Origin of the sequence: Mesorhizobium sp. M0808 (genome assembly GCF_040320025.1) — a bacterium.
In the GTDB taxonomy this organism is placed as follows: Bacteria; Pseudomonadota; Alphaproteobacteria; order Rhizobiales; family Rhizobiaceae; genus Mesorhizobium.
Genome location: NZ_JAMYOX010000067.1, coordinates 1 through 19,835 on the forward strand (window position 1 = coordinate 1; position 19,835 = coordinate 19,835).

17 protein-coding genes and 2 pseudogenes are annotated in these 19,835 nt (G+C 61.5%); 14 read left to right on the top strand and 5 right to left on the bottom strand.

The features are described 5' to 3' along the window. Positions 1-853: 853 nt before the first annotated feature. On the bottom strand, positions 854-4,240 hold the full coding sequence (locus NKI25_RS34240; RefSeq protein WP_352829696.1) for an acyl-[ACP]--phospholipid O-acyltransferase: 3,387 nt from the start codon (positions 4,238-4,240) through the stop codon (positions 854-856). Between the two features lie 161 nt (positions 4,241-4,401). Continuing rightward, positions 4,402-4,797: a hypothetical protein gene (locus tag NKI25_RS34245; RefSeq protein WP_352455518.1), complete on the bottom strand. Its 396-nt coding sequence runs from the start codon at positions 4,795-4,797 to the stop codon at positions 4,402-4,404. A 490-nt stretch (positions 4,798-5,287) separates the two neighbouring features. Here NKI25_RS34245 and NKI25_RS34250 point away from each other — a divergent pair, with 490 nt between their 5' ends. Then, entirely contained in the window at positions 5,288-5,470 is a 183-nt protein-coding gene (locus tag NKI25_RS34250) for a hypothetical protein (protein ID WP_023679139.1), read from the top strand. Positions 5,471-5,581: 111 nt separating this feature from the next. Here the strand turns inward: NKI25_RS34250 and NKI25_RS34255 are convergent, their stop codons facing one another. Further along, the gene (locus NKI25_RS34255) at positions 5,582-6,229 is read right to left on the bottom strand and encodes a helix-turn-helix domain-containing protein (RefSeq protein ID WP_352637941.1); all 648 of its coding nucleotides are present in this window, start codon (positions 6,227-6,229) and stop codon (positions 5,582-5,584) included. Positions 6,230-6,553: 324 nt separating this feature from the next. On the opposite strand from NKI25_RS34255, the gene NKI25_RS34260 reads away from it, so the two are divergent. Beyond that, positions 6,554-6,685 (top strand): hypothetical protein, encoded by a 132-nt coding sequence (locus tag NKI25_RS34260; RefSeq protein ID WP_352786768.1) that lies wholly within the window; start codon positions 6,554-6,556, stop codon positions 6,683-6,685. A 396-nt stretch (positions 6,686-7,081) separates the two neighbouring features. Continuing rightward, the gene (locus tag NKI25_RS34265) at positions 7,082-7,468 is read left to right on the top strand and encodes a hypothetical protein (protein ID WP_352579053.1); all 387 of its coding nucleotides are present in this window, start codon (positions 7,082-7,084) and stop codon (positions 7,466-7,468) included. Between the two features lie 73 nt (positions 7,469-7,541). Here the strand turns inward: NKI25_RS34265 and NKI25_RS34270 are convergent, their stop codons facing one another. Continuing rightward, positions 7,542-8,438 carry a LysR family transcriptional regulator gene (locus NKI25_RS34270; protein ID WP_352592692.1) on the bottom strand — a complete coding sequence of 299 codons (897 nt, stop codon included), beginning with the start codon at positions 8,436-8,438 and terminating at the stop codon, positions 7,542-7,544. A gap of 79 nt (positions 8,439-8,517) precedes the next feature. Between NKI25_RS34270 and NKI25_RS34275 the strand changes: the two genes are divergently transcribed. The 11 genes and pseudogenes from NKI25_RS34275 to NKI25_RS34325 all read left to right on the top strand — a co-directional run bounded on the left by NKI25_RS34275 (position 8,518) and on the right by NKI25_RS34325 (position 19,670). Then, positions 8,518-9,732: a trans-sulfuration enzyme family protein gene (locus NKI25_RS34275; RefSeq protein WP_352455524.1), complete on the top strand. Its 1,215-nt coding sequence runs from the start codon at positions 8,518-8,520 to the stop codon at positions 9,730-9,732. Further along, positions 9,677-10,795, top strand: coding sequence for a transporter substrate-binding domain-containing protein (locus tag NKI25_RS34280; RefSeq protein ID WP_352455525.1), 1,119 nt, complete (start codon positions 9,677-9,679; stop codon positions 10,793-10,795). The genes NKI25_RS34275 and NKI25_RS34280 overlap by 56 nt, the downstream gene beginning before the upstream one ends. A 66-nt stretch (positions 10,796-10,861) precedes the next feature. After that, the gene (locus NKI25_RS34285; RefSeq protein WP_352596278.1) at positions 10,862-11,977 is read left to right on the top strand and encodes an amino acid ABC transporter permease; all 1,116 of its coding nucleotides are present in this window, start codon (positions 10,862-10,864) and stop codon (positions 11,975-11,977) included. Between the two features lie 3 nt (positions 11,978-11,980). Then, entirely contained in the window at positions 11,981-13,072 is a 1,092-nt protein-coding gene (locus NKI25_RS34290; RefSeq protein WP_352825007.1) for an amino acid ABC transporter permease, read from the top strand. An 86-nt stretch (positions 13,073-13,158) separates the two neighbouring features. Then, positions 13,159-13,877 (top strand): annotated as a pseudogene (locus NKI25_RS34295) (amino acid ABC transporter ATP-binding protein). Positions 13,878-14,139: 262 nt separating this feature from the next. Then, positions 14,140-15,306, top strand: coding sequence for an FAD-dependent monooxygenase (locus NKI25_RS34300; RefSeq protein ID WP_353000659.1), 1,167 nt, complete (start codon positions 14,140-14,142; stop codon positions 15,304-15,306). A gap of 242 nt (positions 15,307-15,548) precedes the next feature. After that, positions 15,549-15,914 (top strand): annotated as a pseudogene (locus NKI25_RS34305) (YqaA family protein). 74 nt (positions 15,915-15,988) lie between these two features. After that, a complete protein-coding gene (locus tag NKI25_RS34310) occupies positions 15,989-16,519 on the top strand; it encodes a hypothetical protein (protein ID WP_352596197.1) in 531 nt (176 codons plus the stop codon). 88 nt (positions 16,520-16,607) lie between these two features. Further along, positions 16,608-16,841, top strand: coding sequence for a hypothetical protein (locus NKI25_RS34315; protein WP_352455531.1), 234 nt, complete (start codon positions 16,608-16,610; stop codon positions 16,839-16,841). Further along, positions 16,838-18,295, top strand: coding sequence for a TolC family protein (locus tag NKI25_RS34320; protein ID WP_352641659.1), 1,458 nt, complete (start codon positions 16,838-16,840; stop codon positions 18,293-18,295). The genes NKI25_RS34315 and NKI25_RS34320 overlap by 4 nt, the downstream gene beginning before the upstream one ends. A gap of 16 nt (positions 18,296-18,311) precedes the next feature. Continuing rightward, positions 18,312-19,670: a multicopper oxidase family protein gene (locus tag NKI25_RS34325; protein WP_352455533.1), complete on the top strand. Its 1,359-nt coding sequence runs from the start codon at positions 18,312-18,314 to the stop codon at positions 19,668-19,670. On the opposite strand, the gene NKI25_RS34330 is transcribed toward NKI25_RS34325, so the two are convergent. Further along, on the bottom strand, positions 19,652-19,835 hold a 184-nt coding region (locus NKI25_RS34330), incomplete at its 5' end, for a hypothetical protein (protein ID WP_352623454.1). The two genes, NKI25_RS34325 and NKI25_RS34330, sit on opposite strands and share 19 nt — an antisense overlap.

Consider the following 19,835-nt stretch of genomic DNA (forward strand, 5'->3'; position numbering starts at 1 on the left):
CCGTCATGTGTCCGCCGCTCCGCTAAACACGGGGGCTGCGCGGCGGACACGCCGACGTCACCGCAATGCCACGCCATTTTGCAGAACTTGACGCACACAACTGAAATCAGCGGCGGTTCGTACCTCACAGGCGTGCGCGGCTTTGCCTGTTCAAGATGTGGGCACGGCTCGGATCTGAACCGGTAGGCTGGAGCACGGAGCCGGCCCCGACGGGCCCTCGGGCTGGGCTCCGGGAACTGTCCTGTCCCTTGGCACTGGAACCCTGATTTCGGGCCAGTCCAACTGGCGGTTGCTAGACGTATAGCAACTCATGCGCCTAAGTTTGCCTACGGCCCGCGCGCACCTGGCAAGCCCGCCCACCCTAGTCCCCCGCTTGGTGCAACAGCGCCCGTTCCGCCCCGCCGCACCTAACCGTGCGGCGGGCTTTTTTTCACGCGGTGGAACACCGGCGCGCAGGGAAGTTCGGGGCATGCCGCATACCCTTCGCCTCACAGTATTGCTGCCGGATCGCTTGCCCTGATCGGCCCACGTCGTCGATCGACAAAGGTTCATTATGGAGCGACAACGCTCGCTAGGGCTTCCCGATGATGGGAGTCATGCTCGGTCCTTTCTCGGCAGGGAGCGGGCAACAAGCCGAAGGCGTTCATAAAGAGTCCAGAACTGCTCGTGCTGAGTTCGGCGATCGTCATAGTTATATGTTTAAGATTCCAAAGGTCAGACAGAGACGGCTGCCGCGCATCCGGTGATTTTCGGGACCTAATGAAGTATCGGCGTTACCTACGCGGGCGGCAACTGGATGGGACTGCGCGGGAGAGCGGGCCAGCTTGGTTCGTCGGCCGTTGGTAGGACGTGCTCAAGCGGCGTTAATCTTCATCTCTGCGCCGAGCACCATCTTTGTCACGGCGGCGAAGTCGAGCTTCCCGGAGCCGAGGACGGGCACTTTCGCAACGACGCGCACTCCGGCGGGCACCATCAGGTCCATGGCGCCGTTGGCCTTAGCGAAGGCCAGGAATTCGGCACGCGTGGCGTTGACGGCCTCGGTGATGAGGATCAGCTTTTCGCCCTTGCGCGCATCTGGCACGGCGGCGACCGCCGAGAGCGAGCCTTTCCACAATTCGCCCGCCAGCGCCTCGACGGCGGCCATCGAGATCATCTCGCCACCGATCTTGGCAAAGCGCTTGGCGCGGCCTCGAATGGTGATGAAGCCGACATCGTCGACGGCGACGACGTCGCCGGTGTCATGCCAGCCGTCTTCGAGCGGTTCGAGCACGCCCGGCTTCTCGGCGCGCAGATAGCCTGCCATGACGTTGGGCCCACGCACGAACAGCCGTCCGCCATCCTCGACGCCAGGCACCGGATCCAGGCGATACTCCATACCCGGCATGATTTTGCCGACGCTGCCGGACCGGTTGTACATCGGCGTGTTGATGGAGATCACCGGCGCGGTTTCGGTCACGCCGTAGCCTTCGAGGATGCGCAGGCCGAACTTTTCCATATAGATCGCGCGCGTCGAAGGCTTGACCGGTTCCGCGCCGGCAAAGCAGTAGCGCACTGACCGGAAGTCGTAGGGGTGTGCGGTGCGGGCATAGCCGGCAAGGAACGTATCGGTGCCGAAGATGATCGTTGCGTTCGAGGCGTAAACCAACTCCGGCACGATGCGGTAGTGCAGCGGCGAGGGGTAGAAATAGACCGGCACGCCCGAGATCAGCGGCAGCACCGTGCCCGCCGTCATGCCGAAGGAATGGAAGATCGGCAGCACATTGAAGACCTTGTCGCCCGAGTGGAAGTCGATACGCGAGGCGGCCTGGGCGGCATTGGCCAGGATGTTGCGGTGGGTGAGCACCACGCCCTTGGGCGTGCCTTCGGACCCCGAGGTGAACAGGATCACCGCCGGATCTTCAGACTTGCGGGCGACCCGGGGTGCGCTCTTGCGCAGAAGGCCGAGCAGCTTGTGCCTGAGGCCAATGGTGGCCCGCAGATCATCGAGCCAGACGATGTCGACCGATCGGCCGAGTTCCTCGACCACGGCGCCCAGTTTCGCTTGTTCGACAAAGGCGCGCGAGGTCAGCACGGTGCGCACCTCGGCGGCTTTGCAAGCGGAGAGGATGTTAGCTGCCCCGGCAGTGAAGTTCATCATCGCCGGAACCTTGCCGGCCGACATAACGCCGAGCAGCGTCGCACAGGCGCCATTAGCGTTGGGCAGCATGATGCCGAGCGTCTGCTGGCCGGCATAGAGTTTCTTGAATTTCTCGCCAAGCACGGCGGCGGCTGTCAGCAGCTTGCCGTAACTCAGCGAACCGGTGACCGGGTCCTGAACGGCCAGTTGCTTCATGCCGCGTTCGTTCGCCGTCTGGATGATCTTCTCCAGCACAGTCTTGTCGATGTCCTGGGTGCGGAAGACGAGGTCCGACATGACCTGGTAGAGGGCAGCGCCCGCCGCGGCGCGGCGCTTCCGGCCCTTCAGATCCTGCAGTACTTCAAGTTTGACGGGCTCCAGAATGGTCACCTTGACCTTCGGGAACAGCCGGCGGCGAATATGCAGCGAGGTCAGCCGCGAAAAATAGCTCTTCTCCAGCCCGTCGATGCGCACGGGCACGACCATCGAGCCGGTCTTGTCGGCCACCATGGCGGCGCCGTCATAGACCTTCATGAGGCCGCCGGTGACGGTGATCCGCCCTTCGGGGAAGATGACCAGCGGATCGCCGCCTTGCACGATCTTGATCAGCGTGCGGGTCGACATCGGCTTGGCTGGATTGAGCGGCAGCGCACGGGCGAGCTTGAGGAAAGGCTTCATCCACCAGGCCTGGGCGATAGTGTGGTCGATGGCAAAGACGGGCTCTTCCTCGGTCAGCGTCAGGGCTAGCGGACCGTCGAGGAAACTGACATGGTTGAGCGCCAGGATGGGTGCCGGGCCGGCCGCCTTGAGGTTTTCCAGCCCCTCCACCTCCAGACGATGGAAGGCTCGGAACAGAATGGAAACGAAATCGCGGAAGGCGTTTGTCGGAAGGTATCTCAGCATCAGCCAGGCGGCGACCACGTTGAGTGCGGCGAGGCCGAACAGGATACCTCCAGTGGAGACGCCCGCTGCTTGAATCGCGGCGACAAGTATGCCGCCCACCGTCATGAAGCCTGCATTGACGATGCTCACGGCGGCGACGACGCGAGCGCGGCTGGCTTCGGGCGCCCAGGCTTGCACTGCGGCGAAGGTCGGCACGACAAGAAAGGCGCTGGCAATAGCCATGCCGGCAAGGTCGATCGCAACATGGACCGTGTTTGGCCCGGCGAAGAATATTGCGAGCGTTTCGGCCCTGGGCGAGGGCTGCATGCTCCAGATGGTCCAGGCCAGGTCCAAGCCGAATAGTGCCATCAACGCCGTGCCAACCGGGGCTGGCAAGAGCACGATGCGGCCCTGCGACATCCATGCGGCTATGGCAGAGCCAATCGCGATCGAGACGGCGAACACCGCGAGATAGGCGGTGACAGCGATTTCTCCGCCACCGAGCGAATCCTTGACCAACGTAGGCAGGATCGAAAGGACAATGGCCCCGATAAGCCAGAACCACGACGTCATCAGTCCGGCGCGCCAGATCCGCTTGTCGGCACGCAAGCCGTTGACCTGTCGCCACGTCGAGCGAAAGATGTTCCGGTCTATAACGAGGTCGGGTGCAGCAGAACCGGTTGACGGAATGTATCGGCTGACAAACCAGCAACCGATGGCGAGGATCATCATCATCGGCCCGAAGACCGAGACGCCTATGCCATCGGCCGAGACGACGCCTCCGGCGATAGTGCCGCCGAGGATGGCGGCGAAGGTTGCCGATTCGATCCAGGCATTGGCGCGGGGCAATTCCTTGCGCTCGAGATGATCCGGCAGGATGCCGTACTTGATCGGTCCGAACAGTGCCGAGATGATGCCGAACATGAGCAACGCCATCATCAGCACCGGGATCGACGACAGCGCGATCCCAACGACAGCGACAGCCGCAGCGGCGATCTCGGTGAATTTCAGCCGACGGGCGATGAGCGCCTTGTCGAACCGGTCGGCGATCTCGCCACCAAGGGCGGACAGGAGCAGGAAAGGAGCCATGAAGACGGCACCCGCCAGGGTGACCAGTGATGCCGCCTGGTCCGCCGCCAGGGTGAACAGAATAAGGAAAACCAGCGTGTTCTTGAGGAAATTGTCGTTGAAGGCGGACAGGAACTGCGTCCAGAAGAGAGGCGCAAAACGCCGTGAAGTCATCAGATGACTGTTCGTGGGGTTGTTCGTGAGGATTTCCATAGCGGCGACTTCCATTGGGCAGACCGTTGAAGATCCTGGTCGGATCGATCCGCGGTCTTGCGCGGTTTGAGCCTTTTTGTAGTGGGAACCCGATTACGCTTCGTTACTGCGGTTCACATTGATCAGCAGCTTTCGGTGTTGCCGGTTGATGAAGCGGCTTGCCTCTTCCGCGTCTCGCGGTGTCTTGGTGATGGTTCGAGGTATCCACGAGCCTGGTCGCGGCCATCGGGCAGAACCCCTTGGCGGCTATGCTTGCCCCATGAAATTGATGCGGCCGTCATCATCCAGGCGGCGATAGCGAAAGTGGGCGTGGTCAACGTTTGCAGGCGCTTGAACCCTTGGGAGCATAGCTGTTGGAGGTCATCGATATTGTCTTTTGGTTTCAGGGTGAGGTTGCGCCGGCGTTGGTCTGTTTCCGGGTTCGATACAATCAGCCGGTCTTGCGACAGTCTTTCGCAGCCGGTCGAGGACGGCGTCAGTGAGCCGGCTCGCTTCATCGGCATGAGCGGTGACGGCATACGTCATCAAAGCAATAAGACTGCCCGCATCCTCACCCCGTCGTTTGGTCGAAAGTAAGGTGGGACAATCAGAGTGCGCAAACTTGTCATTACTGATACTGCGCTTCACCCCAGCTTTTAGCGTGCGCCCTTCGGCATATGCGTGGTTCACCATTCCTTCACTTTATTAGCGCACGTTCATATGCGGACATGTTGGTGTAGCTTGTACGTGCCCAAAGCCCCGGCGCATCGACCCAGCGCTGGGGCTTTTTTTGTCCGCCTGGTTCCGCGTGTTCCCCAGACAGGGGCGTGAACTGCGCAGTCGCCCTTGAAGGTGAGTTCGCCGCTGTGGTGGTCCTCTTGCATCGACCAAGCTCAAGGCGAGGCCATCGACTTGAGCCTAGCTGTGCGTGTTTCGACATTTCGACGTCGCGGTGTCGGATTATTTGCATGCAAACCAGTTTTACGACGCTATCCTCCCATCCTCAACGGAAGATTCTGGGAGGAATGCATGGCTGCGCATGAGCAACATGCCGTTGAAATCATTAGGGACAAAGAGTGGTCGGTTCGCGTGACGGTCAACGGCACCACCACCACGGTCCCTTTTACATCTGAGAGCTACGCGCGTTCGTTCGCAGACGGTCAGGCGTTCCGACTGGGCGTTCAGGTCGCGGAGATCAAGAAGGCGGCCTAGCCGCGCGCTTGCCCCAAGAGCCCCACAGCGATTGAACCTCGAGTGACCAAAGCCGGTCGAAAAAGCGGCAACGCTTACGGTCTGCCACGCGCGGCAAGTGACCAAGTAGCCTCACTCGCTCATCGCATGAAGCACGTCGTGCTTGATGATCTCGATGCTGCGCAGATTGAGCAGGCGGATGACGCCTTTGTCCTTCAGCCGGGTGAAAACCCGCGACACGGTTTCGATGGTGAGGCCGAGATAATCGCCGATATCCATGCGCGACATCGGCAGTTCGACCTGTCGCAAGCCGCCCTGCCGCTCCGCCATGTCGACCAGGAACGCGGCGACGCGTTCGATGGCATTCTGACGGCCGAGAACCAAGAGATGTTCCTGCGCTCTCGTCAGGCCCTTGAGAGCCAACGGCAGCAGCTGACGGGAGAGATCCGCACCAGTGGCAAAGCGGAAGACGCGGACACCCACGGCGTTGATGGCTTCGGCGAAAAAATGATGGGTGGTGTCGGCTTCGAAACCGAATGTCTCTCCGGCCAGATGGAAGGCACTTATCTGCCTGCGACCGTCCGCAAGCAGGCGGTAAACACGCACGGCGCCAAACTCGACCTGATAGAAGGCTCCGGCCTTTTCACCTTGCGCATAGATTTCCGAACCGCAGCGAAAGAAGCTGACCGGCTGTAGCAGTGTCGGATCGAATGCCGTAGGCAGGCTCGACTGTAAGCCGTGCGACGGCAGTGAAATTCTGGAGCTCGATTGGGCGTGCATGGCTGTTTCCCGGTTGATCCGTAGCACAGCAATCGCGCGAATCAGCAGGTCGCGAAATTCGGTTCTATCCCTACGGGAAACTACCTAGTGCTTGGCTGGGAAAGCGGTGAAGGCCGGCAGCGTGCCTACGCGGCGCCCGCCTTCTCGGGAACTTGCGCATGCTTCTGCCGACTTGTGCCGCATTGAAATTGTCGGAGCACGCAATCATCAGCGTCGGTCGACAGCCGTCATACTGGCAGACTGGCAACGGAAACGCGGTTTCGACAGGTCGGCAACCGGGCCGAAATCCGCCGCCTGCAATCGCGACTGAAATCACGGGTGAGGATGCAGGAGTGGGCAAACGAAAGCCAGATCGCCAAGATCGGAATCAGAGCCGTCGACATCATCGACGTCGACATGGCTCGCATTCAGATGATCTTCCCGGCTAAGCCCGACGAGGCGACCGGTGGGCGCTGAAGCCAACGGCTTTCGCTGGTCGCCGTCGTCGCAAGGCACTTGGCAGGCCATCTTAACGAGGCCCGGACGATGGTGGACGAACGGGTGATGAAAGCCATCACCGCCGAGGACGCCTCGTGAGCCGCGCCGAAAGGGATCGCAATTCTTCGAAGTTATGGAGTTTTTCGGGAATGGCGATCCTTTCTTGGGTGGCGAGGCCGAGGGACAATTGATTGAACAGTTCGCGAGATGCCGACCCGCGCAGTCGCGCCAGCTATGCTCTGGCTGCAACGCATCCAACGTTACCATCCATCCTGACATGAACGCGCCGGCAGTCATGCTACTGTGGAAGCGCAGCTGGCCGATCCTACGACATCGTTCTGGCAGCCTGCCATGAAGTGAAGAGGAGAGTTCACCATGTCCAGGATGAATCGCCGCGCCTTGCTTCTCAACGCCGCCAGCGCCGTTGTCGCCTCGACGGTTGCGGCATCGGCTTTCGCCACAAAGCCGCGACGGGAGGACCGGGAACCGTCCCGCGATCTGCGGGCGCTGATCAATGCGCACAAGGCAGCGTACGCGGCATTCGGCAAGGCAATCCACGAAATGGGCGGCAGTAACCGCGACCACGACAGAGCCAGCCGGGCTGAGGAAAGGGCGCTGCTGGCTGTATGCGCCTATCCTGCGGTCAGGGAAGGTGATCGCCGGTCCAAGGCCCGATATCTTTTGAAGATCGAGGCGCGCGGTGAGCTCGACTTGGCAGAGCATATGCAAGCTCTTCTCCGCTCGACGATGGGGGAGGGATAGGACCGGGATTGCGTGTCCTGCTTCTCGTCGATGGCATTCGTGTGCAGCTAGAACCAGGCGTCGAGCCAGTTGCCTATGCCTCGCTCGATAGCATATTGCGAGCGGCATAGAGTTCGCCAATGAAGTCGGTGATCAAGGTCGAATTGATGCCGTCCGGCGGGCGCAGGAGTAGCGCGCGGAAATTGACGGCTGGCTCGAATGGCCTGGCCAAAATACCGCCGATCATGCCGTCCGCAATGACGGAGGGATTGACCAAGCCGATTCCCATGCCCTTCGCTGCAAGGATAGCGATGGTCAGGCCGTAGGGCGTTTCGATCAGGATGCGCGGCCGTACCCCATGCGCGGCCAGGATCTTGTCCATCGCGAGCCGAGCCGTATCTTCCGGCGACAATGCCAGGAAGGCCTCGTCGGCGAGATCGGCCGGCGTGATTATCTGCTTCCGCGCCAGCCGGTGGTTCGTCGGCATTACACAGACGGCGCGCGGCGTGGTGAAGATGCTGTGCAGCACGCCGCTGGTATCGACCTCGTCGGCCGCGAGCCCGATATCGAAACTGCCAGAGGCCACCAGGTCGCGCACGATATTGGAGGTGCGGACCTGATAGCTGATTCGCACCTGCGGATGCCGGCGTGAGAACGCTACGATGGCGCGCGGCACCAGCCCATGCCCGAGTGCCGACAGGCAGGCGACGCGGATGGTACCGGTTCCGACCTCCTTGATCTGGGCCGCCCGCAGCTTGAGCCGGTCGAGCCCGACCAGGTTGGCCTTTACCTCGGCATGGAACAACTCCCCTTCGCGTGTCGGCACCAGCCTGCCACGAATGCGGTCGAAAAGCCTGAAGCCGAGTTCGGCCTCTAGCTTGGCTAGCGAACGGCTGATGGCCGGCTGCGAGGTATCCAGCAGCGCGGCCGCCGCGCCGGCACCGCGCGTGATCATGATCGCGTTGAAGACATCGATGTCGCGCAGGTTCATAGTCAGCCCATATCAAAAGCGAATTAACTTTATCGCTGCGGTCATAGATGGCAATGGGTGAGCCGGCTAAGCTGCGCCTATGAACCGACGCGATGACACTTCACATGTCCATCCTCCCAAGCGCTCGGAGGAACCGTTCCAGGCGGTGGCGATGCCGGTCGAGCGAGCCTCGACCGTGGTCTTTGACGATCTGGAATCGTTCGAGCTTCGCGTCGAGCGTCTGTACGACGGGTTCAGCTACGGACTTTACGGCACACCGACCAGCCGGCAGCTCGAAGATCATATCGCCGTGTTGGAATGCGGATCGCGGGCTCTCGTCGTCCCGTCGGGCATGGCGGCCATGACGCTGGCGACCATGGCTGTCTGCCGTGGCGGCGAAAGCGTTCTGATCCCGGAGACGCTCTATGGCCCGGCGCGCGACATGGCCGAGCGTTTTCTCGGCCCACTCGGGATCGAGGCGGTTTCCTACGATCCACGGCTGGACGCAAGTATCGCGGCCATGATCGACGGCAGAACGCGGCTGGTCTGGGCAGAATCGCCTGGCTCAGCCACCTTCGAAGTTCAGGATGTGCCAGCCATCACGGCCGCGGCCCACAAGGCCGGCGCGCTCGTTGCGGCCGACAACACCTGGGCCTCGCATCTGCTGTTCAAGCCGCTCGCTCATGGCGTCGACATCTCGATGCAGGCGCTTTCCAAACACGCCGGCGGCCACGGCGACCTCTTGATGGGCTCGCTCGCAGTGCATGACCATGCCCTGTTCCGGCGCCTGAAGGATACAGCGCGTTTCCTTGGCTATGGCGTCTCGCCCGAGGATTGCGCGCTGTGCGAGCGCGGCCTGATGACGATGCCGGTTCGCATGCGCCACGCCGACGGTACAGCGCGCAAGATTGTCGCCTGGCTGTCGGGGCGCCCGGAAGTCGCGCAGATCTTGCATCCTGCGGAGCCTGGCCATCCCGGCCACGCGGTCTGGAAGCGTGACTTCGCCGGATCGGCGGGCGTGTTCTCCTTCGTGCTGCGGCCGGAACTGGCGCCACTGCAATCCGATGTTCTGCGCAGCCTGCGGCTGTTCAGGCTCGGCGCAAGCTGGGGCGGCGTGCATTCGCTGATTGCCGTCAGCGATCCCCGCAAGGGCCGCGCCAGCCTCGACTGGCTGAAGCCCGGCCCGGTCTGGCGCCTGTCGATCGGCCTTGAGGCGCTCGAAGATCTTCTGGCCGACCTTTCTCAGGCCTTCGAACTTTTTGCTGAAGCCCGGCGCAACGGAACCGCCGCGGCCGACGTCAACGCCGCAGAATGACGACAACTCAACGACAAGGGGAATGATTATGAAACATCAAGGTCTGAAATGGCTCACGGGTCTGGCGATAGGATTGGCCAGCCTGACTACGGGCGCCGTGGACGCCAGCGCGCAGGCGGTAATCAACAAGATCAAGGAGCGCGGCTATGTCAGCTGCGGCGCCAGCCAGGGCGTGCCCGGTCTATCCCGGCCGGACGAGAAGGGGTATTATCGCGGGTTCGATTCCGACATCTGCCGCACTTTCGCGGTCGCCATCCTCGGCGACAGAGACAAGATCCGTTACGTGCCCCTTAACGCAGGCCAGCGTTTTGCTGCGCTACAGACTGGGGAAATCGACGTTCTGTCGCGCACATCCACCATCACCTACAGTCGTGATACGGTTGTCCGCTTCGTCTGGATCAATCTCTACGACACGGACGGCATGCTCGTGCGCAAGGCCGATAACATCACCGAGCCCAAACTGCTGGACGGAAAGACCGTCTGCCTGCAAGGCGGTGGCAGCCTGACCGAGAAAGCGATCGAGGAAACCGAGGAAGAGTTCGGGATCGCGATGGAGAAAGTCTATTACGACTCGACCGTTCAAGCGCGCGACGCCTTCTTTGGCGGCCGCTGCGATTCCTACGTCACCGACGGCACCGCGGCAGCAGGACAGCGTGCCTCGGTGGCCAAGAACCCGGACGACTACGACATCATCCGGGTCGGCAGGGCCGCCGAACCCAATGGAGTCGCGGTCGCCCGGGGTGACGATCAGCTTTTCGACGTCGTGCGTTGGACACTCAATGCGCTGTTCTGGGCCGAGGCCAACGGCATCACCTCGCAAAACGTCGATGAAAAGCTTGCCTCGGGCAGTCCGGAAGTCAAACGCGTGCTGGGTGAGGAGCCCGGTTTCGGCAAGCCGCTCGGATTGGACGACAAGTGGGCCTACAACGTCATCAAACAAATGGGCAACTACGCCGAGATCTGGGATCGCAATCTCGGCAAGGACAGCCCGCTGAAGGTCGAGCGCGGCCTGAACGCGTTGTGGAAGGACGGCGGCCTCAACTATCCTTTCCCTTGGGATTGAGCTGCATGAAGGGGACGCGCCCGCCGTTCCCTTTCCCTGCCAACGCCGCGAACCGTCGAGGTCGAAATGCTGAGCGACGCCAGGACCAGATCGATCATCATCCAGTGTGCCCTGGTGGCCGTGGCTGCCGCCTTCGCTGCCCTGCTCGTCAGCACGACTTTCGCCAATCTCAGGGCACGCGGCATACCGATCGGCTTCGATTTCCTGACGATGCCGTCAAGGATCGTCATCTCCGAAGCAATCCTCACTTACAAGTCGCGCGACCCCTATTACTGGGCGATCGCGACCGGGCTCGCCAATACGGTCTTCATCTCCGCGCTCGTCATCGTCTTTTCATCCGCGCTCGGCCTCGTCGTCGGCATCACCCGGCTGAGCAGCAATCCCCTGGCGGCGGGCACCTGCCGCGTATGGGTGGAGGTTGCACGCAATTCACCGCCGATCGTGCTTCTGATCTTTCTCTACTCGCTGTGGTGGAAGGTGCTGCCGCCGGTCGGCGAAGCGCTCAATCCGCTGCCAGGCGTTTACGCCTCCATGCGCGGCTTTGTGGTGCCGGCCGTCAGCATGGACGTCGCCACCGCGGGAATGCTCGTCATTGCTCTCGCCCTGGCACTGGCGGCCGCTGGCTGGGCGGCGGCGAGAAGAGGATGGCTGCCACCGCTGACCGCGCCGGCGATCCTCGCGGTTGGCATTGCCGGGCTCTGGCTTGCCGATGCGAAGTTCTCCGTCGACTGGCCGACCTTCACTGGGTCGAACTTCAAAGGCGGCAAGGACCTGACGCCCGAGCTCAGCACCATCCTCATCGGGCTGACCATCTACACCACCGGCTTCGTCGCCGAGATCGTGCGTGGGGGCGTGCTTTCGGTCGGCCGCGGTCAGTGGGATGCAGGTCATTCGCTCGGCCTGCCACGCGGCAAAATATTGCGTCTGATCATCATTCCGCAGATGCTGCGGGTGATCGTCCCGCCGCTCAACAGCCAATACATCAACGTCGTCAAGAATTCGACGCTGGCGATCGCGGTCGGCTATCCGGACTTCCTTGCGGTTATGAACACCATCATCAGCAAGTCCAGCCATTCGATCGAGGGCGTATTCATCATCCTCGGCGTCTATCTCGCCCTCAACCTGAGCCTCTCGAGCGCGGCCAATTGGTACAACCGTCGCATCGCCATCGTGGAGCGCTGAACCATGAAGGCCCTGTCTCTTCCCCTTCCGGCCGAGCCAATGCCAGGACAGATCCGCTTCGGCGCTTTGCGGCGGTCAGCCATGCTCCTGTTCGGCACGCCACTCAATGCCGTCCTGACGCTGTTGTTCGGCGTTCTGCTCGTCGCCACGGTACCGCCGATGCTGCGCTGGCTGGTAATCGACGCCGTGCTGTTCGACCCCAGTCCACGCGCGTGCCGGGTGGCCGCCGGAGCGTGCTGGAGCTTCATCTACGCCAAGTCCGGGCAGTTGCTGTTCGGCATCTATCCGCTCGACGAACGCTGGCGCCCCGCCATCGTCTGCGTGCTTATCCTGGCGCTGCTTGCCTGGTCGGTGCGGCCCGCCAGCTGGGCGCCGCGGCTGGCAGCGCTCTGGATGGCGGCGCTCGTGTTGATCTTCTGGCTGATGGCCGGCGGTTTCGGCCTAGCCGAGGTTCCGACCTCGTCCTGGGGCGGCCTGCCGGTGACACTCATCCTCACCGTCGTTGCGATCGGCGTCGCCTTCCCCGTCGGCATCCTCCTGGCGCTGGCCAGGCGCTCGACCATGCCCATCATACGCATCGGCGCTGTGGTCCTGATAGAATCGGTGCGCGGACTACCGCTCTTGTCCATCCTGTTCGTGGCATCGATCATGATGCCGCTGTTCCTGCCCGAGGCCCTCTTGCCTGACAAGTTCGTGCGCGCGCTGGTCGCCCTCACCATCTTCGCCGCGGCTTATCTCGCCGAGGTGATCCGCGGCGGCCTGCAGGCCATTCCGAATGGCCAGTACGAGGCCGCGGCTGCGGTTGGCCTGCCCTTCTGGCGCACTCAATATCTGGTGATCCTGCCGCAGGCGATCCGGGTGGCGATCCCGGCGCTGGCCAACACGATCATCGTCATGATCAAGAACACCAGCCTTGTCCTGGTGGTCGGCCTGTTCGACCTGATCAGCTCCGGTAAAGCGGCGCTGGCCGACCCGGACTGGCCATCGCCAGCGGCCGAGACGTTCCTGTTTATCGGGGCGATCTTCTTCGCACTCTCATTCTCATTCGCCCGCTTCGCCGACTTCCTGGAGCGGCGCGGCCCAGCCGCTCACTAGGAAATGTTGTGATGTTGTCGTCCGCCGCCAAGCGCGTTCCGCCCATGACCGATCCCAATGATCCGCCGGCAATCGAAATGACCGGGATGAACAAGTGGTACGGGAACTTCCATGTGCTGAAGGACATCGACTTGACAGTCCTTCGCGGCGAAAAGCTGGTGATCTGCGGGCCCTCGGGCTCGGGCAAGTCGACCATGATCCGTTGCATCAACCGGCTGGAGGAGCACCAGCAGGGACAGATCGTCGTCGACGGCGTCGAACTCACCAATGTTTGAAGAAGATAGACCTAATTCGCCGCGACATCGGCATGGTGTTCCAGCATTTCAACCTGTTCCCGCACCTGACCATTCTGGAGAACCTGACGCTGGCGCCGATCTGGGTGCGCAGGATGCGGCGCGCACAAGCCGAGCAGACCGCCATGCATTATCTGGAACGGGTGAAGATTCCGGACCAGGCGCACAAATATCCCGGCCAGCTTTCAGGCGGTCAGCAGCAGCGGGTTGCGATCGCGCGTGCGCTCTGTATGAGCCCGAAAATCATGCTCTTCGACGAGCCGACGTCGGCACTCGATCCGGAAATGGTCAAAGAAGTGCTCGACACGATGGTCGCGCTGGCTGGGGATGGCATGACCATGCTGTGTGTCACGCACGAGATGGGATTTGCCCGCCAGGTCGCCGACCGCGTCGTCTTCATGGACCAGGGCGAGATCGTTGAGATGAACACGCCCTCGGAATTCTTCTCGCATCCGCGTCACCGGCGCAGCAAACTGTTCCTTGCCCAGATCCTGACTAGCTCGATCGCATAGAGAGAGTTCATCAGCTACGGATCAATGAGCCACCTCTCCGAGATCCCGCACCAAAATGCCCGTGGCAGCGGACCGGCAATGGATCGCCCGCCCTTTGACCATGCCCTGGCAATCTCGAGCACATCTAGAGCCTGGCTCGGCCCGGCAGAACTCACTTCGAGCGAAATTGGAGAAAGCGTGTGGCGTGTTTCACCTGCCTTTCGCCGGGAACAATTTGATGTCGCAAAGTGTTCCCGCGTGAAGAAGGCGAAGGACCGTGAACATGCGCGCAGTCATCATTGGCGCAGGAATCGCCGGACTTGCAGTTGCCAAGGGACTGCGACTCCTCGGATGGGAGACCGAGATTTACGAGCAGGCGAGCGAACTAAAGCCTCTGGGTGCGGGCCTCAGTCTTAGCGCTAATGCGCTTCGTGCCCTTCGTGTGCTCGGGCTCTACGAAGCGGTTGTTGCCGAGGCGCAGCCGATACACAGACTCGATCTTCTCGACGACGAAGGACAAGTCCTTCAATCGACGGATTTTCAGCGCTTCAGCCAGCGATATGGTCACCTCAGTATGGCCGTGCTGCACCGCGGCGATCTCCATCGGGCGCTTCTTACGGAGCTGCCGCGCTCTGTTATTCGCACCGACATGGAATGCGTGGATGCCCGCCAGGTCGGCGAGAAAATCGTCCTGCACTTCGCGGATGGGGAGATAGTGGAAAGCGAGCTGGTGCTCGCTTGCGATGGCATTCACTCCGCTGTTCGTAGGGCATTCTTTCCAGAGTCGCGCGAGCATTTCGCCAGCTACGCCTGCTGGCGCGTCATCTCGCCCGGTCTCCCCCAGGGAATGGACCCTGCGCGTCTTACCGAGAGCTGGGGGGCCGGCAAACGCATCGGGCTGGCCGCGATTCCCGGCGAAAGGGTCTACTGGTTTGCGTGCTGCGGGGCCGAGCGCCTACACGACCCCAAGCTGGCTCAGGCCGATCTTGCCGGAGTGAAGGCGATGTTTTCCGGCTTTCACGATCCCGTCCCTGAGGTCCTCGATCGGACACCGGCGGACTCGCTGATCTGGACGGATATACTTGATCTCGATCCGATACCCTCGTTTACGCGCGGAAATGCGGTTTTGCTTGGCGACGCCGCGCATGCCGTGACACCCGATCTAGGGCAAGGAGCTGGACTTGCCATGGAAGACGCGGCAGTTCTTACAGCGTTGTTCGGACGGCTTCCGGCCGACGAGGCCCTCCGCGAATATGACAAGCGCCGCCTCGACAGGGCACGTAGGGTCGCGGCTGAATCACGCCTCTATGCCAAAGTCGCGCAATGGCAGAACCCGCTTGTCGTCCCTCTTCGCAACTTCCTGGTAAAGAGCATACCGGAGCGTTTCATGGATCAGCAGCTCGACGCGGTTCTCGATGTCACGTTTGAACCCGTGAGGTCCGTCGCCTAACGCGGCGATTTGGCGGCAGCACGTCGCCCGGGCAGTCTTCGGCATGGGCCGCCTGATCCCTGCCTAATGGTCCTGACAGGCTCGCGCAGTTTTTCCGGATGCTCTTGACCTTCCAGCAGCTGGAAAGAGTATCTCTCTCGTATCAAATACGAGGAGACACGAATGAACATCGGAGCTGCCTCCGAAAAGTCCGGGCTGCCGCCGAAGACGATTCGTTTGCTGTTGCCTTCGCTGCGGCGACGATCCTTCCGTCGCAGTCGGAGGCCGCCCTTGCGGGACTCCCTCTCGCCGGCAATGCTGATTTTTCTCGCCAGCATGGGCAACGTCCTGGGTTCTGCGGCAAACTGGGGGCTTGGTCGAGGGATTGAACGCTTGCGGGATAGGCCCTGGTTTCCCCTGCGTCCTGCGACGCTCAACCGCGCAACGAACTGGTATTGCCGTTATGGAAGATGGTCGCTCTTGTTGAGCAGGATGCGATCATCGGCGATCCGCTGAGCGTGGTCGCTGGGGTTTTGCGCGAGCCGCTATGGAGCTTTGTCGTAATCGTTGCTCTCGCGAAGGTCTCGCGTTATTTGGTTGTTGCCGGAGCGGTGCTGAGCCTGACGTAAAACCGAAATCGCGGACATCGCAGCGCGGTTGCGTTCATTTGGGCATGAGCCATAAACAGGCCATACAAATATGTATGAAAAATATTGTGGCGCATGGCGGCTTCGAGCCATACCGTTCTTGCAACGATCCTCACTTTTGGTTGCACTGCAGCAAACTGGTTGAAGGGGGCCTTGACAAATCAGCCGAACAATTGTGGGAAGGGCCGATGAGGACTGTTGGTCGAATCGCGATCCTAGGAAGCGTACCGCTCCGCGCTCTGCTGGCGGTCGTATTCCTGGTCATGTCGGCGCTTCAGCCTGGTCTATTCGCCACAGCCAATGCCACGGGTTTTCACGCCAGCGCGGATCTGCAAGCCGAGACACCTGCACACGACATGAGCCATCACGGCGCCACGGTGAATGAGGCGGATACGTCGGAGCATCAGCACGGCGACAAGCAATCCGCCGACAAGAGCTGTGAAGTGCATTGCGCGCCGGCACATGCGGTGCCAGTCGATTGTCCCGAGTTGGAGCATGTGATCTCCCGCTGCTTTGCGCCCGTCATTGCCGTCACTTTGCCGCTCGGCGAATATAAAGCGCTGATTAGACCCCCAAGATACATCTGAACTGACGCCTCTTTTGAGGGCGTTCGCGCGCAGCGTTGGGAATTCGCTCCCGCGCGGCCAAATGCACACGTCAAGATTCAGGTCTACAATGAAAATCGCAAGCTCCGCGATGCTCGCATCGCTGTTAGTTGCCGGATGCGCGGCAACCACGCCGCCAGACATTCTTCCAGTCTTCAATCCGGCCGATCCCGCAATGGGCGTCCGTGATGCGCGTCACCACCCGGCCGTCGTCGACTATAACCGTCGGGAGCCGGTCGATCCGAAGAATTGGCGGCGTCTTAATGAAGAACTCTCTCCCGCGAACCCGGGGGCCGGATCATGACGCGCCGGTTACTGACCATAGCTGCGGTATTGACTGTCCCGCTGATTGCCAGCGGATGCGTGTCCAGCGGGACCCTTGATGGCATCTCGGCCCCCATGGCCGGCTTCACGACAGTCGCGGCGCGTGCCGAAGCCGTAACCGGCAAGCAAACGGTGTGGGTTCAGTCCAGCGATGAAGCGCGGACGGTCTCGGAGCACGTGAAGCGCCTGGTCCAGAAGGAGACAATCGGTCCAGACACCGCGGTGCAGGTCGCCTTGCTCAACAATAAAGGCCTGCAGGCCGCCTACGCCGAGATCGGCCTGTCGGCGGCCGACATGTGGCAGGAATCGATGCTCGTCAATCCGACGATCTCGGTCGGCATGATCGGCGTCGATCCTGTGCGGACGATCGAAGGAGCGGTGGTCAGCAACATTCTTGCCATGGCGACGCACAAGCGGCGCGTTGCGGTCGCGGATGCCCGTTTCCGTCAGGCCCAGCTCCGCGCCGCCGAGGAAACGCTACGGCTGGCCGCGGACACGCGGCGGGCCTGGATCAACGCTGTCTCGGCCCGTGAGAGCGTTTCCTATTTGAACAAGGCGCAGGCTGCCGCCGATGCTGCTTCTGAACTCGCGCAAAAACTCGGCGAGACGGGTGCCTTCACAAAGACCGGGCAAGCCCGCGAGCACGTTTTTTATGCCGAGATCACCGGTCAGGCGGCGGAGACGCGGCTTACGGCACGGACCGCCAAGGAAGAGCTCACCCGGCTGATGGGTCTATGGGGACCGGATGTCGATTACTCAATCCCCAACATGCTTCCAGCCCTGCCCAAAGGCGCCAAGGCCAAACGCGCGATCGAGGCGGAGGCGCTAAAAAATCGCGTCGACCTCGAGATCGCGAAACTTGAGCTGGAAGCTCTGGCGAAATCCTACGGTCTGACCGAGGCAACGCGCTATGTCAGCGACCTGGAACTACTTTCCGGCGTGGAGGTGGAACGCGAGGATACGGAGGAGGGTGGAACCGAGACGAGTGTCTCACCCACTCTCGAACTCGAGTTCGTCATTCCGATCTTCGACACCGGCAAGGCGCGCATTCGCAAGGCCGAGCTTGCCTACATGCAAGCCGCAAACCGGATCGCGGAAAAGGCCGTCAACATCCGGTCAGAGGCTAGATCCGCCTATGATGCCTACCGTTCGACCTACGACATTGCCCGGCACTATCGGAACAATGTTGTGCCGCTGCGCACAAAAATCGAGGCGGAATCGGTCCTCACCTACAACGGCATGATCACCAACACGTTCGAGCTGCTGGCGGACACACGCGCGAAAATCAGCTCGATCATGCTTTCCCTCAATGCCAAGCGCAATTTCTGGCTGGCCGACGTCAATCTCGGAACCGCCATCCACGGGGGCGGCACAGGCTCATCTGGAGCCGGCGATGCACCGGCCCCAGCCGAACCGGGCGCCGAAGGCCACTGAACTCAAGGAGAACAAAATGCTTTCAAGACGTCAGTTGCTAGGCGCGGGAGCCCTGCTCGCAGGCGCCACTGCATGGACCAAAACATCCGCAATGGGGCTGCCCGACGCTCCGCTCATGGACTCTCCAGACATGCAGCCTCCGATTGTCCCGACGAGCGGACCTGACTACCAACCGGTCGTGACGCTCAACGGCTGGACACTCCCTCATCGCTTGAACAACGGCGTGAAGGAGTTCCACCTCGTGGCCGAGCCGGTCGAGCGCGAAATGTCGCCCGGCATGACCGCCTATCTCTGGGGTTACAACGGCCAGTCCCCCGGCCCGACCATAGAAGCGGTTGAAGGCGACCGCGTCCGCATCTTCGTAACAAACAAGCTGCCGGAGCACACGACGATCCACTGGCACGGCATGATCCTGCCCAACGGCATGGACGGCGTCGGTGGCCTCACCCAGCCGCACATCCAGCCTGGCAAGACCTTCGTCTACGAGTTCGACCTCGTGAAGAGCGGCACCTTCATGTACCATCCTCATGCCGACGAGATGGTCCAGATGGCCATGGGCATGATGGGCTTCTTCGTGATCCATCCCAAGGACCCGAAATACATGCGGGTCGACCGGGATTTCGTCTTCCTGCTGAATGCCTACGACATCGAACCGGGATCCTACGTCCCTAAGGTCATGGAGATGACCGACTTCAACCTGTGGTGTTGGAATAGCCGCATTTTTCCGGGAGTCAGTCCCCTGGTAGTGTCAAAGAACGACAGGGTGCGGGTGAGGGTCGGCAATCTGACCATGACCAATCACCCGATCCACATGCATGGCTATGACTTCGAAGTGACCTGCACCGATGGCGGCTGGGTTCGCCCCGAGGCACGCTGGCCGGAGGTGTCGATCGACATTCCGGTCGGAGCGATGCGCGCCTATGAGTTTGAAGCCAAGTATGAGGGCGACTGGGCGATCCACTGCCACAAATCGCACCACACGATGAACGCCATGGGACACGATGTGCCGACCTTCATCGGTGTCGACAAGACAAAGGTGACCGACAAGATCCGAAAGGTTCAGCCCGACTATATGCCGATGGGCAATCGCGGCATGGCCGATATGGGCGAAATGGAAATGCCGCTGCCCGACAACACCATCAAGATGATGGATGGCTGGGGGCAATTTGGCCCCATCGAGATGGGTTCCATGTTCTCAGTCGTCAAGGTTCGCGAGGGGCTCGCCTCGAACGACTACACCGATCCTGGCTGGTACCAGCACCCGGCGGGAACCGTGGCCTATGAGTGGAAGCGGGATGTCCCCGCTCCGACGAAGTCAGGCGACGCAAGAACGATGGCCCCGGCAGCGCACGGTGGTCACGGCAAACAGGGATGAGAACCGAACCCCGCAACCTCAACAATGAGAGAAAGTGCAGCATGAAACGTATGATCGTAGCCGCCGTTTTGACGGCGCTCAGTTCCGGAGCAGCTCTTGCCGGTGGAAGCCACGCCGGAGGCCATGGCGATAAAGCCGCCACCATGCCGATCGGCAACCCTGGCG